This window comes from Variovorax sp. Soil_C_39 (genome assembly GCF_057656815.1).
In genome coordinates, this window is record NZ_JBDGJQ010000003.1 from 51,837 (window position 1) to 67,453 (window position 15,617).

Here is a 15,617-nt window from a genome sequence, read left to right on the forward strand (position 1 = left end):
AGGAAGAAAGAAGACCCGATGCCGCGTGGAAGATCCGCCACCTACGACGACCAGCGCGAACTCATCCTCGCGCGCGCGGCCGAGCTGTTCGCGCGCCGCGGCTATCCCGCGACCTCGATGAACCAGGTGGCAGAAGCCTGCAAGCTCTCGAAGGCCACGCTCTATCACTACTACAAGGACAAGAGCAGCCTGCTGATCAGCATCGCCGAGACGCATGTCTCGCGCCTGGCCGCGCTGGTGGCCGAGGAAGAGGCCTCCACGCACACCGACGAGGAGCGGCTGCGCCGCTTCATCTACCGCATCGTCGAGGAATATGCGGGCGCGCAGAACGCGCACCGCGTGCTGACCGACGACGTGCGCTTTCTCGAGCAAGAAGACCGCGAGCGCGTGCTCGACCAGGAGCGCGAGGTGGTGGCCGCCTTCGCGCGGGCAGTGTCGGCGCTGCGCCCGGGCGCGCCGAGCGACGACCTTGCCAAGCCGCTCACGATGCTGCTGTTCGGCATGATCAACTGGATGTTCACCTGGATGAAGCCCGATGGCCGGCTCGACCACGCATCGATCGCGCCGATCGTGGCCGACCTGTTCCTCGGCGGCATCGGCGCGGTGAAGGCGCCGCCGCCGCGCGCGCTGGCGGCGGCTGAAGCTAAAGAATCCGGTTGAACCAGAGCAGCGACAGCCCGGCCGACAGCAGCGTGAGGATCGCCGCGCCGAGCGCGAAGAGCGCCGAGATCTCGGTCTCCTTCTTCTCGACCGTGAGCCGCGAGCTCAGGGTCTCGTAGACCTTCTTGAGGTCGGTGGCCGTGCCGGCGTAGAAGTAGTCGGCCTGGGTCTTGTTGGCCACGGCCTTGAGCGTTTCCTCGTCGAGCCGCACCCGCATCGACCAGCCCTCGAAACCGATGGTCTCGCCGTCGACCGTGCCCACGCCCACGGTGTAGATGCGAACGCCGCGGTCGGCCGCCGCCTTGGCGGCATCGAGCGGGTCGACGCCGGTGGTGCGCTGGCCATCGGTGAGCATGATGATCGCGGCCGAGGTGTACGAGCCCGGCGCCACCGGCGTGAACTCCTTGGCCTGCTTCTCGGGCTGGTCGATCGGCGTGCCGCGCTGCCGGCTCGGCGTGCTGAACTGCGACACGTCGATGCCCGCGTCGGGGAACAGCGTGGCGAGCGAGACCACGATGGCATTGCCGGTGGCCGTGGCGCGCTGCAGCTGGAAACTGTCGATCGCGGTCATCAGGTCGTCGTGGCTCGTGGTGGGCAGCTGCGCCACCTGCGCGCTGCCCGCGAAGGCCACGATGCCGACCTTCACATGGCGCGGCAGGTCCTTGATGAAGCTCTTGGCGGCCTCCTGCGCCGCCACGAGCCGGTTGGGTTGCACGTCGGCGGCGCGCATGCTGCCCGACACGTCCATCGCGAGGATGATCGTCTGCTGGTTCGACGGCAGCATCACCACGGCCATGGGCCGTGCCGCCGCCACGAGCATGGCGGCCATGGCGAGCAGGAAGAGCAGGGGCGGGATGTGCCGCCGCAGGCTCTGGCCCGTGCCCATCGCCTCGCGCACGATCGACAGGCTCGCATAGCGCACCGCCATCTTCTTCTTGCGCCGGATCAGCCAGATGTAGAGCAGCACCAAGAGCGGCAGCGCCGCCAGCAACCAGAGGAATTGAGGCCAGAGAAACGTCATGCTGCCACCGCCTTCATGCTGCCCGGGCCGATGCGCGTGCGGCGCTTGCGCAGGTCGGCGAAACGAACGATGGCTTCCACCAGGTCGTCGCTGGTCGAAAGCTCGAGCGCGTCGACGCCCGCCTTGGCGAGCGCCGCGCGCAGTGCGTTCTCGCGCTCGGCGGCGAGCCGCGCGAAGCGCTTGCGGAAACCGGCGTCGTGCGTGTCGACCCAGAGCTGCTCGCCGGTCTCGGCGTCGCGCAGCGGCACCAGTCCGAGGTCGGGCAGCTCGAGTTCGAGCGGGTCGAACAGTCGCACCGCCACCACCTCGTGCCGCTGCACCAGCTGGCCGAGCGGGCGCTCCCAGCCCGGTTCGCTGAGGAAGTCGGACACCACGAACACCATGGAGCGGCGCGGCATCAGCATGGCGGCCGACTTGAGCAGGTCGTCCAGCCGTGTCATGCCTTTCTGGGTGGGCGCGGCCTCGGCCTTGTCGGCGCGGCGCTCCATGGCGTGCAGCAGGTGCAGCACATGGCGGCGGCCGCTGCGTGGCGGGATCACTGCCTCCAGGTCGCTGCCGTAGACCAGCGCGCCGACACGGTTGCCGTGGCGCGTGAGCAGGCGCGCGAGCACGCTGACGAAGCCGGCCGAGATCTCGCGCTTGGCCTTCAGGCCCGAACCGAAATCGACCGAGCGGCTCAGGTCGAGCACGAACCAGGCCGCCATCTCTCGGTCTTCGGTGAACACGCGCACGTAGGGCGTCTGCAGGCGCGCCGTGACGTTCCAGTCGATATGGCGCACGTCGTCGTGGTGCTGGTATTCGCGCAGGTCGGCCAGGTCGAGGCCGGCGCCGCGCATCAGCGTGCGGTAGTCGCCCTGCAGCAGCCCGTCGAGCCGGCGGATCACCGTCCATTCGAGCCGGCGCAGCACCCGCTCCGCCCCGCCAGCCTGCGCGATGAGGCGTTCGTCGTTGACGGCCGCGGGGGCCTTACGCCACCAGCTTTTCATGTTCGAGGGGCTTTGGGGGAGCAGGGACGGCCTTCATGATCTTCTCGATCAGGCTGTCGGGTGTGAGGCCTTCCGACAATCCTTCGTAGGAAAGCGTCACGCGGTGGCGCAGTACGTCGGGCACCAGCGCGGTCATGTCCTCGGGCAGCGCATAGCTTCGGCCGCGCAGCAGCGCGAGCGCGCGGGCGCCTTCGGTGAGGCTGATGCTCGCGCGCGGGCTGGCGCCGAAGGTGATGAAGCGGCGCATGTCCTTGAGGCCGTGCTTGTCGGGCGTGCGCGTGGCCGAGACCAGCTTCACCGCGTACTGGATGAGCGAAGGGTCGACGTAGACCCGCCGCGCCTCGGCCTGCAGCGCCGCGAGCTGCTCGGTGGTGGCGACCGGGTTGGCCTCGAGCGGTGCGCCGATCACGCGCTGGACGATGACGAACTCTTCCTCGTCGGTGGGGTAGTCGACCAGCACCTTCATCATGAAGCGGTCGACCTGCGCTTCGGGCAGCGGATAGGTGCCTTCGGTCTCGATCGGATTCTGCGTGGCCATGACCAGGAACGGGCGCGGCACGCGGTGCGTCTCGCCCGCGATCGTGACCTGGCGCTCCTGCATCACCTCGAGCAGCGCGCTCTGCACCTTGGCGGGCGCGCGGTTGATCTCGTCGGCCAGCAGCAGGTTGGCGAACACCGGGCCGAGCGAGGTGCTGAACTCGCCGGTCTTCTGGTTGTAGATGCGGGTGCCGACGAGGTCGGCCGGCACGAGGTCGGGCGTGAACTGGATGCGCTTGAACTGGCCGCGCACCGTGTCGGACAGCGTCTTGATGGTGAGTGTCTTCGCGAGGCCCGGAACGCCCTCGACCAGCAGGTGCCCGCCCGCAAGCATCGCGACCATCACGCGCTCGAGAAAGCGGTCCTGGCCCACCACCACGCGCTTGACCTCGTAGAGGATCTGCTCCATCAGCTCGGCCGTGCCGGTGGACGTGGAATAAGGGGTCTCGGTGCTCATGCGGTGGCCTCTTGCTGGATGGACGGTCGAAAGTTCGAAGGGGCGGATGGGCTTCGGGCCGGCTAGAACGGCGGCGAGCCCGCGGCCGAAGCGGCGTTCTCGATCGGCACGGCAAAACCGATGCCGATGAAGGTGCGCTGCTGTGTCGGGTTGAGGATGGCGGTGACGATGCCGAGCACCTCGCCTTCCATGTTGACGAGCGGGCCGCCCGAGTTGCCGGGGTTGGCGGCGGCATCGAACTGGATCAGGTTGCCGAGTTCCTGCTTGCCCTCGGGCGAGCGGAACGAGCGCTTCAGGCCCGAGACCACGCCGGCCGATACCGAGGGGCCGATGCCGAACGGAAAGCCCACCGCGGCCACCTGATCGCCGGGCTGCAGGTCGGCGGTCGAGCGCATCACGGCGGGAATCAGGTCGTCGGGAATCTTCTGCGCCTGCAGCACAGCGAGGTCGTTCTCGGGCTGCACGCCGGTGATGGTGGCCGTGGCTTCGAAGCCATCGGCGAAGGTGACCTTGATCGTCTCGGAGCCTGCGACCACATGCAGGTTGGTGAGGATCACGCCCTTGTCGACGATCACCACGCCGGTGCCCACACCGCGCTCGACCTCGCCCGGAGGCGGGTCGGCCTCGGGCGGCTTGCCCTTTGCGAGATTGCGGCCGCGCTTCTGCGTCTTGGCTTCGGGCGTAGCTTTTTCGGGGCCGTAGCCGACCACGCGCACCACCGAAGGCCGCACGATCTCGGCGGCTTTGGCGGCGGGAGACGGAAGGGGCTGGGTCTGCAGCGTGCGCAGCACGGCCGAATCGATGTCTTTCTGCGTGAGCGCCCTGGCGCCCTGGCGCGGCCACCAGGCGGTGCCGGCAACAAGCGCGGCGCTCAGCAGCACGACCAGTGCGAAGCTGCGTCGGCCGGGCTGCCAACCGGCCTTGCCCGGAGGGACGGCCGGGGAAGGGGTGCCGCCGGATGCGCCGCCGGCGGCTTCTGGCAAAGGCGAGGCGGCCTCGTCGGCCGCACCAGGCAGCGTGCGGGGCGAACGGCTGTAGAAGGCGGGCCTGCGCATCGAAGCACCTCCGGCAAAGGAACGACGGGAGAGGGGTTCACAGTAGCACGCTTTCCGCGGCCTTGCATCCCTTCGGGCATCATCGGGCGATGGCTGTCTTGATCGATACCCACTGCCATCTCGACGCGCCCGAATTCGGTGCGGAAATGCCCGTCGTCCGGGCGCGCGCGGCCGAGCGCGGCGTCGCGCTGTGCGTCATTCCGGCCGTGGGCGTCTTCAACTTCGCCACCGTGCGTGAGCTTGCGCGGGTGCAGGGCGACGCTTATGCGCTCGGCATTCATCCGCTGTGCACCGGCGATGCCGAGGAGGCCGACCTCGAGACCCTCGACGCCGAGCTGTCGGCACGCCATGACGATCCGCGGCTCGTTGCCGTCGGCGAGATCGGCCTCGACTATTTCGTCGAGGGGCTCGACAGCGACAAGCAGCAGCACTTCTTTCACACTCAGTTGCAACTTGCGCGCAAGCACGATCTGCCGGTGCTCATCCATGTGCGCCGCTCGGTCGACAAGGTGCTCAAGCACCTGCGGCAGACGGCGGGCGGGCGGCCGTGGCGCGGCATTGCCCACGCCTTCAACGGCAGCGAGCAGCAGGCCCGGGCCTGCATCGAACTCGGGCTCAAGCTGGGTTTCGGCGGCGCCGTAACCTTCGAGCGCGCGTTGCAGCTGCGGCGCCTGGCGGCATCGTTGCCGCTCGAATCGATGGTGATGGAAACCGACGCGCCCGACATCCAGCCGCACTGGATCTACCGCACGCAGGCGCAGCGCGCGGCCGGCGAGGCGCAGGGCCGCAACGAGCCCGGCGAGCTGCCGCGCATTGCCGAAGTGGTGGCGCAGCTGCGCGGCATCGGGGTCGACGAACTGGCCGAAGCCACGACGCGAAATGCGCTCGACGCCATGCCGCGGCTCCACGGCCTACTCGCACTGTCGGAAGGCGGGCCGCCCAGCCCGTAGGCCGGTGCCCCGACTTGGGGCCACGCCGGTGAAAGCCATTTTTTTGCTGTCATCCTCCGGGTTCGAAGTGGCGTTGCCGATGAGTGGCAACTCCGCCACTCCAACACCTGATTCAAAAAAGGAGTCTTCACATGACCACATCTTCGATTCGCACCCTGCCCGCCGTGCTCGCACTGGCGCTCGCCTCGATCGGCATCTCGGCCGTGGCGCAGACCACCGCCCCGGCCACGACCACCGCCGAGCCCACCGTGACCGAAAGGGCGAAGGAGGCCGGCAGCGATGCGGTGGACGCCACCAAGCGCACCACCAAGAAGGCGGTGAATGCCACCGAGAACGGTGCCGAGAAGGCGTGGGACGCCACCAAGCGCACCTCCAAGAAGGCGGCCAACGCCACCGAGAACGGCGCCGAGAAGGCCTGGGACGCGACCAAGCGAACCACCAAGAAGGCCGTGAACGCCACCGAAAGCGGCACCGAAAAGGCGTGGGACGCCACCAAGAACACGACCAAGAAGGCCACCAGCGCAACGAAGAACGTCGCTGCGAAGACCGGCGATGCCGTCGAGAATGCTGGCCACAAGACGGCCGACGGCATGCGCAGCGCCGGCAGCGCCATCGGCGAGAAGGTGCCCGGCACCGCCGAGCACGACGCCGCCAAGAAATAAGCGCCGGCCCGCTTCGCGACAAGACCCGCTTCGGCGGGTTTTTTCGTTGGGCTCCGGCAATGCCAAGATCGCGCACATGACTCCATCCGCCCGAACCGGCCGCGCCAGCGGCAAACCCGGCCCGGTGCTCACCGGCCTGGCCCCGGTGGTCTCGTCGGCCACCGTCGTAATGATCCTCGGCAGCTTCCCCGGCGTGCGCTCGCTCGAGCTCCAGCAGTACTATGCGCATCCCCAAAACCAGTTCTGGAAGATCTTGCAAGCCATCTGGCCCGACCACCCGCTCCCGATGGGCGTGGACAGCTACCTGCAGAAGAAGGCCTGGCTGCTCGAACGCGGGCTGGGCGTGTGGGACGTCTATGGCGCCTGCGAGCGCGAGGGCAGCCTCGACACCGCGATCCGCGCGCCCGTGGTGAACGACATTGCGGCGCTGCACCTGCCGAAGCTCGCCGCCATCGCCCACAACGGCGGCGAGAGCTTCAAGCATGCGCGCCACACGCGCACCCTGGGCGTGCCGGTCTACCCGCTGCCTTCCACCAGTCCCGCCAACGCGTCCTGGCGCTTCGAGCGCAAGCTCGCTGCCTGGCGCGAGGTCTTCGCCGCCCACCACCTTCTTTGATGGCCACCAGCAAGAAAAGCAAAACCCCCGTGCTTCCCGAAGTCAATTTCTCGGACTGGGGCGACATCCGCTACCTGCACCTGGGCACCGAATGGGTCCAGGGATCGATGAAGATCGACGCGCCGTTCGAGATCGAGCTCGAGTACGTGCAGCGCATGATGGCCTGGCTGCTGTTCGCCGAGCCGAAGGAGGTGGCGAACCTGCACGCCATGCAGCTCGGCCTGGGTGCGGCCACGCTCACCAAGTTCAGCCGCAAGACGCTGCGCATGCGCACCACGGCCATCGAGCTGAACCCGCAGGTGGTGTCGGCCTGCCGCGGCTGGTTCAAGCTGCCGGCCGACGATGCGAAGCTGCGCGTGGTGGTGGCCGATGCCGCGGCCGAGATCCGCAAGGCCGAGTGGCAGGGCACGGTCGATGCGCTGCAGGTCGACCTGTACGACCACGAGGCGGCGGCGCCAGTGCTCGACAGCGAAGACTTTTATGCCGACTGCCGCGCGCTACTCACCGACACCGGCTGCATGACGGTGAACCTGTTCGGCCGGTCGTCGAGCTACGAGCGCAGCCTCGAGAAGATCGCGGCTGCCTTCGGCGCGGACGCGGTGTGGGCCTTCAAGCCGACGCGCGAAGGCAACACGGTGGTGCTGGCACAGCGCGCGCCCGCCCGGCCGAAGCGCGAGGCGCTTGCCGAGCGCGCACAAACGATCCAGACTCGCTGGGACCTGCCTGCGCCGAAGTGGCTGCGGGTGTTCAAGCCGCTCCATCCCACCCTCACGCGTTCTTCCGGTTCATGAGTGCTGTCCCTGCCGTTCCCGCTGCCGTTTCCGTGCGCCACGAAGGCCCGCTCGACCTGCGCCGCCTGATCGAGTGGCTGGCCGCCGATGGCGTGATCTCGGCCGTGGAGGCCAAGCGCACCATCGCGCGCTGCGCACAGGCCGAAAGCCGGCAAGCGCCGCTGGTGCGGCTCGCCAACGTGGCCATGACGCGCGAGAGCGACGGCAAGCCGCTCGACCTGGAAATGCTCACGCAGTGGCTCGCGGGCCGCGCGGGCCTGGCCTACCTGCGCATCGATCCGCTCAAGGTCGACGTCGGCAAGGTCGCCGACACCATGAGCGCCGCCTACGCCGAGCGCCACAAGGTGCTGCCGGTGCAGGTGCTGCCCAACGAGGTGGTCGTGGCCACGGCCGAGCCTTTCCTGACCGACTGGATCGCCGAGGTCGAGCGCCAGGCACGCCGTTCGGTGCGCCGCGTGGTGGCCAACCCGGCCGACATCCAGCGTTACACGGCCGAGTTCTTCGCGCTCGCCAAGTCGGTGCGCGCCGCGCAGAAGGCCGGCGGCAACACGGGCGGTGCGAGCTTCGAGCAGTTGGTGGAGCTCGGCAAGAGCACCCGGCAGCTCGACGCCAACGACCAGAGCGTGGTGCAGGTGGTCGACTGGCTCTGGCAGTACGCCTTCGACCAGCGCGCCAGCGACATCCACCTGGAGCCGCGCCGCGAGCAGGGCGTGATCCGCTTCCGCATCGACGGCATCCTGCATCCGGCCTACCAGATGCCGATGGGCGTGATGAACGCGATGGTGGCGCGCATCAAGCTGCTGGGCCGCATGGACGTGGTCGAGAAGCGCCGGCCGCTCGACGGCCGCATCAAGACGCGCAACATGCGCGGCGACGAGGTCGAGATGCGGCTGTCGACCCTGCCGACCGCCTTCGGCGAGAAGATGGTGATGCGGATCTTCGACCCCGACACGGCGGTCAAGGACCTCGACGCGCTCGGCTTCTCGCAGCATGACGCGCACCGCTGGGAGCAGCTCGTCACGCGGCCCAACGGCATCGTCCTCGTGACGGGGCCGACCGGCTCGGGCAAGACCACCACGCTCTACTCGACGCTCAAGCGGGTGGCGACCGAAGAGGTGAACGTGAGCACGGTCGAGGACCCGATCGAGATGATCGAGCCCGCGTTCAACCAGACGCAGGTGCAACCCCAGCTCGACTTCGGCTTTACCGAGGGCCTGCGCGCGCTGATGCGGCAGGACCCGGACATCATCATGGTGGGCGAGATCCGCGACCTTGCCACGGCCGAGATGGCGGTGCAGGCCGCGCTCACCGGGCACCTCGTCTTCAGCACGCTGCACACCAACGATGCGCCGAGCGCGATCACGCGGCTGATGGAGCTCGGCGTGCCCTCGTACCTCATCAATGCCGTGATGCTCGGCGTGCTGGCCCAGCGGCTCGTGCGCACGTTGTGCCCCCATTGCAAGCAGCCCGACGAAGGCATCACGCGCGAGAAGCTCGAAGCCATCGTGAAGCCGTGGCAGATCACCGGCTCGGTGCGCGCCTACAAGCCCGTGGGCTGCGTCGACTGCCGCATGACCGGCTACATGGGGCGCATGGGGCTGTACGAACTGCTGAGCGTCAGCGAAGAGTTCAAGGGCCTGGTCACCAAGGAGCCCAACCTCTCGGGCCTGCGCCGCCAGGCCGTCGTCGACGGCATGCGCCCGCTGCGCCTCGCGGGCGCGCTGCGCGTGGCCGAAGGCGTCACCACCATCGAGGAAGTGCTGAGCGCGACGCCACCGCTGGAGTAGGCCCACCCCCGTCCCTCGCTCACTTCGTGTAGCTCGACTCCCCCCTCGAGGGGGCAACACCAGCGGCCCGGAAAAGCCGGTTCCGCGGTGTTTCCCGCGAGGGAGCCCGCATTGGTGATCTCGGGTTATCCCTAGCACTTTCGTTAGTGGAATCCACATCGAGCCGGTCTCCGGCGGACTCGACAATCCCGCATCGAAATCTGTTCGAGGAGACTGTTCGTGAAAATCAAGAGTCAGAAAGACTTTTTCTCGGGTGTGATGTTTACGGTCGTGGGTCTGGCGTTCGCATGGGGCGCCACCACCTACAGCGTAGGCACCGGCGCCCGCATGGGACCCGGCTACTTCCCGCTGATGCTGGGCATCCTGATGGCCGTCATCGGCCTGGGGATCATGTTCAGCGGCATGACCGTCGAAACCACCGACGGCGAGCCGATCGGCAAGTGGGCCTGGAAGCAGGTGGTGTTCATCCTGGGCGCCAACCTCGCCTTCGGCGTGCTGCTCGGCGGCCTGCCGACCTTCGGCGTTCCGGCCATGGGCATGATCATCGCGATCTACGCGCTCGTGCTCATCGCGAGCCTCGCGGGCCACGAGTACAAGCTGCCCACCGTGCTGATCCTGGCCACCGTGCTGGCTGTCGGCAGTTACGTGGCCTTCATCTGGGCGCTGAAGCTCCAGATCCAGGTCTGGCCGACCTTCATCACCGGTTGAGACGAAAGCTGCGCTCATGGAATTGTTTGACCACCTCTCGATGGGTTTTGGCGTTGCCTTTACCTTCACCAACCTGCTGTACTGCCTCGGCGGCTGTATTCTCGGCACGCTGATCGGCGTGCTGCCGGGCATCGGGCCCGTCGCGACCATCGCGATGCTGCTGCCCGCCACCTATGCGCTGCCGCCCGTGTCGGCGCTCATCATGCTGGCCGGCATCTACTACGGTGCACAGTACGGCGGCTCGACCACCGCGATTCTCGTGAACCTGCCGGGCGAATCGTCCTCGGTGGTGACCGTGATCGACGGCTACCAGATGGCGCGCAAGGGCCGCGCCGGTCCGGCGCTCGCCGCCGCCGGCCTGGGCTCGTTCTTCGCAGGCTGCGTGGGCACGCTGATCCTCGCGGCCTTCGCGCCCCCGCTGACCGAGCTGGCCTTCAAGTTCGGCCCGGCCGAGTACTTCTCGCTGATGGTGCTGGGCCTGATCGGTGCTGTGGTGCTGGCTTCGGGTTCGCTGCTCAAGGCCATCGGCATGATCGTGCTGGGCCTGCTGCTCGGCCTCGTCGGCACCGACGTCAACTCGGGCGTCGCGCGCTTCAGCTTCGACATCCCCGAACTCACCGACGGCATCGGCTTCGTGGCGATCGCCATGGGCGTGTTCGGCTACGGCGAAATCATCGCCAACCTCTCGCGCCCCGACGAGGACCGCGAGGTGTTCACCGCCAAGGTCTCGGGCCTGTTCCCGACCAAGGAAGACTTCAAGCGCATGGTTCCCGCAATCCTGCGTGGCACGGCGCTCGGTTCCTCGCTCGGCATCCTGCCGGGTGGCGGCGCGCTGCTGTCGGCCTTTGCGGCCTACACGATCGAGAAGAAGACCAAGCTGAAGCCGGGCGAAGTGCCTTTCGGCAAGGGCAACATCCGCGGCGTGGCAGCCCCCGAGGCAGCCAACAACGCCGGTGCGCAGACCTCCTTCATCCCGCTCTTGACGCTGGGCATTCCGCCCAACGCCGTGATGGCGCTGATGGTGGGCGCGATGACGATCCACAACATCCAGCCGGGCCCGCAGGTGATGACCAGCAACCCCGAGCTGTTCTGGGGCCTGATCGCCTCGATGTGGATCGGCAACGCGATGCTCGTGATCCTGAACCTGCCGCTGATCGGCCTGTGGATCAAGCTGCTCACGGTGCCGTACAAGTTCCTGTTCCCGGCGATCGTGCTGTTCTGCGCCATCGGCGTGTACTCCACGAACAACAACACCTGGGACATCTGGATGGTCGGCATCTTCGGCTTCGTGGGCTACACCTTCTTCAAGCTGGGTTGCGAGCCTGCGCCGCTGCTGCTGGGCTTCATCCTGGGGCCGATGATGGAAGAGAACCTGCGCCGCTCGCTGCTGCTGTCGCGCGGCGACTGGAGCGTGTTCGTCACGCGCCCGATCTCGCTCGGCCTGCTGCTCGCTGCGCTGCTGCTGCTGGTGATCGTGCTGCTGCCGGCCGTGAAGGCGAAACGCGAAGAAGCTTTCGTCGAGGATTGACCCACCTCCGAAGCGGCGCACTTCGTGTCGCCGCCTCCCCCTCGAGGGGGGCAACACCTGCGGCCCGGTAAAGCCGGTTCCGCGGTGTTCGCGAACATGCAACGGCGCCTTCGGGCGCCGTTGCCATTTCAGGGCTTGTTCGCCCTCGGGGGCTTCATGTGCTGCCTTGCCATCGCCAGGAAGGCCATCGCCGCAGGCGTGAGCGGATGCTTGGCGAGCCGGATCGCGACGACCGGGTATTCGAGCACCGGCCGTGTGACGGCGACGGCGCGCAGGTTGCCGGGCATCAGCACCTCGACATAGCGCGGCAGCAGGGCGACGCCTGCACCGGCCTGCACCAGGCCGAAGGCGGTCGAGAGCATCGAGACGTGGTGCACCACGCGCGGGTACACGTTGGCCATGCTCGAGAGCTGGCTGCTCACGGCGCGCCATACGTTGGCGTCGGGGTTCACGTGGATGAACGGCAGCGACTCCAGGTGCCGCGCATCGACCACCACGCGCTGCGCGAGCGGATGGTCGTCGCGCACGAAGAGCGCCATGCGCTCGGTGAACAGGGGCTCGGTTGCGAGCTCCGAATGCTTCTGCCCAATGTCGGAGCCGAAGCCGAGGTCGGCCTCCTGCGAGAGGATGCGCGAGATCATCTGCTCTGCCGTGCTGTCGAGCAGCGTGGCCGCCAGCGTCGGGTGCGCGCGCGAGAAGCGCTCGAGCAGCGGCGGCAGCAACGCGCCCGCGGTCAGGTGGCCGACCGCCAGCACCACGCGGCCTTCGCGCAGTTGCGATTGCGAACGGCAGGCCTCGACCGATTCGTCGACCAGCCGCAGCGCGCGCACCGCGGTCTCGGCCATGAGCTGGCCTGCGCCCGTGAGCTGCAGCCGCCGCCCGCGCACCACCAGCGGCTGCCCGAGTTCTTCCTCGATGCGCTTCACCAGGTGGCTGATCGCGGGCTGCGTGAGCTGCAGGCGCTCGGCCGCGCGCGTGAAGCTGCCCGATTCGGCCACGGCCGCGAGCGCCCGCAGCTGCTGCAGCGAAACGGCTTCGGTGGCGGATCGTGTCATTAGTTCAGCTCATAGTCGAATAACCAGGATTATCTGGCTTGATGCGTGGCGGCTGCATAGCATGGGAGGTTTTCCTCAACGCGCCAGAATCCGCCCATGAAAAGAATCCAGTTCCTCCAAGCCCTTGCTGCAACTGCTGCGTTCTGCATGGCCGCTCCGACGGCGGCCCTGGCACAGGCTTACCCGGCCAAGCCGGTGCGGCTGATCGTGCCGTTCCCCGCGGCCGGTGCCACCGACCTCTTCGCGCGCACGCTCGGCCAGAAGCTGGGCGAAAAGCTCGGCACCACGCTGGTCGTCGACAACAAGCCCGGCGCCGGCGGCGCCATTGGCTCCGACCTGGCCGCGAAGGCGCCGGCCGACGGCTACACGCTGCTGCTGGCCACCACCAGCACGCACGCGATCGGCCCCGCCATCACCCGCAAGCTGCCCTACGACACGGTGCGCGACTTCACGCCCATTGCGCACGTGGGCGACGCGCCGAGCATCATGCTGGTGCCGGTCGACTCGCCCGCGAAGAACGTGCGCGAGTGGATCGACCATGCCAAGAAGAACCCCGGCCAGCTCAACTATGCATCGAGCGGCAACGGCACGATCGTCCAGCTGACCGCGGAACTCTTCAAGTCGCAGGCCGGCGTGTTCGTGACGCACATCCCCTACAAGGGCACGGCGCTCGCCATTCCCGACCTGATCACCGGCAGTGTCGACGTGCTCTTCGATTCGCTGCCCACGGGCATGCCGCACGTGCGCGACGGACGGCTCCGCGCGCTCGGCGTAACTTCGCTCCAGCGAAGCCCGCTCGCCCCCGAGCTGCCCCCCATCGCGGACACGCTGCCGGGCTTCGAGTCGAACACCTGGTTCGGCTTGTACGGGCCGAAGGGGCTGCCGGCCGACCTGGTGGCGCGCATCAACAAGGCGGCCAACGAGGCCCTCGCCGATCCCGAACTGAAAGAGAAGCTCTCGCGCCTGGGCATTTCGCCCGCCGCGCCCGGCACGCCCGAGCAGTTCTCGAAGCTGGTCGCGGGCGATGCGGCCAAGTGGAAGAAGATCGTCGTCGATCGCAAGATTTCCAACGACTGACAGCCTCGCTCCCCAACCGTTCGTCCCCCCAGAAGGCACATCATGCAATTCGATTACGCGAACCCCTACCTCACCACCCGCATCCCCGTCTTCGCGCGCAACGTGGTGTCGACCTCGCATCCGCTCGCGTCGCAGGCCGGCCTGCGCATGCTGCAGCAGGGTGGCAACGCGGTCGATGCGGCCATCGCCACGGCGGCGGTCATGACGCTGGTCGAGCCGGTGAGCAACGGCCTCGGCAGCGATGCCTTCTGCATCCTCTGGGATGGCAAGGAACTGCACGGCCTCAATGCATCGGGGCCCGCGCCCAAGGCCTGGACGCCCGAGTACTTCAAGGCCAAGTACGGCGCCGACGCCACCACGCCGCCGATGCGCGGCATCGACTCGGTCAGCGTGCCCGGCGCGGTGCGCGGCTGGGTGGCGCTCTCCGAGCGCTTCGGCAAGCTGCCGTTCGCCGACCTGCTGGCGCCAGCCATCGACATTGCCGAGCGGGGCTACCTCGTGCCGCCGGTGGTGCAGCAGAAGTGGGCGGCCGCCACGCCGGTGCTGGAAGGCCAGGCGGGTTTCGCGCAGGCCTTCATGCCGCGCGGCCGTGCGCCCGAGGTGGGCGAGCTGTTCCGCTTCGCGGCCGCGGCACGCGCGCTCAAGGCCATTGCACGCACCAAGGGCGAGGCCTACTACAACGGCGAGATCGCCGAGGCGCTCGCCAAGTTCTCGAAGGCGCAGGGCGGCGCGCTCACCGTGGCCGACCTTGCGGCCTACCAGCCCGAATGGGTCAAGCCGATCTCGCGCGACTATCGCGGCCACACGCTGCACGAGATCCCGCCGAACGGGCAGGGCATCGCGGCGCTGATCGCGCTCGGCATCCTCGAGAAGTTCGACATCGCCTCGCTACCCGTCGATTCGGTGGCCTCGCAGCATCTGCAGATCGAGGCCATGAAGCTGGCCTTCGCCGACGTGTACCGCTATGTCTCCGAGCCATCGTCGATGACGGTGACCCCCGAGCAAATGCTCGATGACGCGTACCTCGCCTCGCGTGCGAGACTCATCGACGTGAAGAAGGCACAGGATTTCAAGGCCGGCAACCCCGTAAAGGGCGGCACCATCTATCTCACGGCCGCCGATGAGCGCGGCATGATGGTGAGCTTCATCCAGAGCAACTTCATGGGCTTCGGCTCCGGCTGCGTCGAGCCCGAATTCGGCATCAGCCTGCAGAACCGCGGCCACGGCTTCAGCCTGAATGCCGAGAGCCCCAACGTGGTGGCGCCCGGCAAGCGGCCGTTCCACACCATCATCCCGGCCTTCCTCACGAAGGACGGCCAGCCCGTGATGAGCTTCGGCGTGATGGGCGGCAACATGCAGCCCCAAGGCCACATGCAGACGCTGGTGCGCATGCTCGACTACCGCCAGAGCCCCCAGGCGGCCTGCGACGCGCCGCGCTGGCGCTTCAACGCCGGGCTCGAGATCAACGTCGAGGCGGCAATGAACGCGGACACCGTGCAGGGCCTGCGCGGCCTCGGGCACCAGCTCGACGTGATCAACGACTCCTACCAGGACTTCGGCGCCGGCCAGTTCATCTGGCGTGCGGGTGACCCGTCCGTGGAGGGTTACGTGGCCGCGAGTGACGCGCGCCGCGACGGCGTGGCTGCCGGGTATTAGCCCACCCCCGATGCGTCTCACTTCGTGTAGCCGCCTCCCCCTCAAGGGGGCAACACCAGCGGCCCGGCAAA

Annotated in this window: 15 protein-coding genes; 10 read left to right on the forward strand and 5 right to left on the reverse strand. The window is 68.0% G+C overall.

Features of this window, described 5'->3' with window-relative positions; genetic code table 11:
* Positions 1-18 precede the first annotated feature (18 nt).
* Positions 19-660, forward strand: a complete 642-nt coding sequence (locus AC3A6J_RS08065; protein ID WP_487859405.1) for a TetR/AcrR family transcriptional regulator — start codon at positions 19-21, stop codon at positions 658-660.
* Here AC3A6J_RS08065 and AC3A6J_RS08070 read toward each other — a convergent pair.
* From AC3A6J_RS08070 to AC3A6J_RS08085, 4 genes are all read right to left on the reverse strand, one after another.
* A complete protein-coding gene (locus AC3A6J_RS08070) occupies positions 644-1,681 on the reverse strand; it encodes a VWA domain-containing protein (RefSeq protein WP_487859406.1) in 1,038 nt (345 codons plus the stop codon). The two genes, AC3A6J_RS08065 and AC3A6J_RS08070, sit on opposite strands and share 17 nt — an antisense overlap.
* A complete protein-coding gene (locus AC3A6J_RS08075; protein WP_487859407.1) occupies positions 1,678-2,667 on the reverse strand; it encodes a DUF58 domain-containing protein in 990 nt (329 codons plus the stop codon). The genes AC3A6J_RS08070 and AC3A6J_RS08075 overlap by 4 nt, the downstream gene beginning before the upstream one ends.
* Entirely contained in the window at positions 2,648-3,661 is a 1,014-nt protein-coding gene (locus AC3A6J_RS08080; RefSeq protein ID WP_487859408.1) for an AAA family ATPase, read from the reverse strand. The genes AC3A6J_RS08075 and AC3A6J_RS08080 overlap by 20 nt, the downstream gene beginning before the upstream one ends.
* A gap of 62 nt (positions 3,662-3,723) precedes the next feature.
* The gene (locus tag AC3A6J_RS08085) at positions 3,724-4,716 is read right to left on the reverse strand and encodes a S1C family serine protease (protein ID WP_487859409.1); all 993 of its coding nucleotides are present in this window, start codon (positions 4,714-4,716) and stop codon (positions 3,724-3,726) included.
* A gap of 89 nt (positions 4,717-4,805) precedes the next feature.
* Between AC3A6J_RS08085 and AC3A6J_RS08090 the strand changes: the two genes are divergently transcribed.
* From AC3A6J_RS08090 to AC3A6J_RS08120, 7 genes are all read left to right on the forward strand, one after another.
* Positions 4,806-5,666, forward strand: coding sequence for a TatD family hydrolase (locus AC3A6J_RS08090; RefSeq protein WP_487859410.1), 861 nt, complete (start codon positions 4,806-4,808; stop codon positions 5,664-5,666).
* 131 nt (positions 5,667-5,797) lie between these two features.
* Entirely contained in the window at positions 5,798-6,328 is a 531-nt protein-coding gene (locus AC3A6J_RS08095) for a hypothetical protein (protein WP_487859411.1), read from the forward strand.
* A gap of 76 nt (positions 6,329-6,404) precedes the next feature.
* Positions 6,405-6,944, forward strand: a complete 540-nt coding sequence (locus AC3A6J_RS08100; protein WP_487859412.1) for a DNA-deoxyinosine glycosylase — start codon at positions 6,405-6,407, stop codon at positions 6,942-6,944.
* Positions 6,944-7,735 (forward strand): class I SAM-dependent methyltransferase, encoded by a 792-nt coding sequence (locus AC3A6J_RS08105; protein ID WP_487859413.1) that lies wholly within the window; start codon positions 6,944-6,946, stop codon positions 7,733-7,735. The genes AC3A6J_RS08100 and AC3A6J_RS08105 overlap by 1 nt, the downstream gene beginning before the upstream one ends.
* Positions 7,732-9,522: a type IV pilus assembly ATPase TfpB gene (tfpB, locus tag AC3A6J_RS08110; protein ID WP_487859414.1), complete on the forward strand. Its 1,791-nt coding sequence runs from the start codon at positions 7,732-7,734 to the stop codon at positions 9,520-9,522. Before AC3A6J_RS08105 ends, tfpB begins: the two co-directional genes overlap by 4 nt.
* A gap of 219 nt (positions 9,523-9,741) precedes the next feature.
* Positions 9,742-10,230 carry a tripartite tricarboxylate transporter TctB family protein gene (locus tag AC3A6J_RS08115; protein ID WP_487859415.1) on the forward strand — a complete coding sequence of 163 codons (489 nt, stop codon included), beginning with the start codon at positions 9,742-9,744 and terminating at the stop codon, positions 10,228-10,230.
* 16 nt (positions 10,231-10,246) lie between these two features.
* Positions 10,247-11,758 carry a tripartite tricarboxylate transporter permease gene (locus AC3A6J_RS08120; RefSeq protein WP_487859416.1) on the forward strand — a complete coding sequence of 504 codons (1,512 nt, stop codon included), beginning with the start codon at positions 10,247-10,249 and terminating at the stop codon, positions 11,756-11,758.
* A 128-nt stretch (positions 11,759-11,886) separates the two neighbouring features.
* Here the strand turns inward: AC3A6J_RS08120 and AC3A6J_RS08125 are convergent, their stop codons facing one another.
* Positions 11,887-12,813: a LysR family transcriptional regulator gene (locus AC3A6J_RS08125; protein ID WP_487859417.1), complete on the reverse strand. Its 927-nt coding sequence runs from the start codon at positions 12,811-12,813 to the stop codon at positions 11,887-11,889.
* Positions 12,814-12,909: 96 nt separating this feature from the next.
* Between AC3A6J_RS08125 and AC3A6J_RS08130 the strand changes: the two genes are divergently transcribed.
* A complete protein-coding gene (locus AC3A6J_RS08130) occupies positions 12,910-13,890 on the forward strand; it encodes a tripartite tricarboxylate transporter substrate binding protein (protein ID WP_487859418.1) in 981 nt (326 codons plus the stop codon).
* Between the two features lie 42 nt (positions 13,891-13,932).
* Positions 13,933-15,546, forward strand: coding sequence for a gamma-glutamyltransferase family protein (locus AC3A6J_RS08135; protein ID WP_487859419.1), 1,614 nt, complete (start codon positions 13,933-13,935; stop codon positions 15,544-15,546).
* The last annotated feature ends 71 nt before the right edge of the window (positions 15,547-15,617 follow it).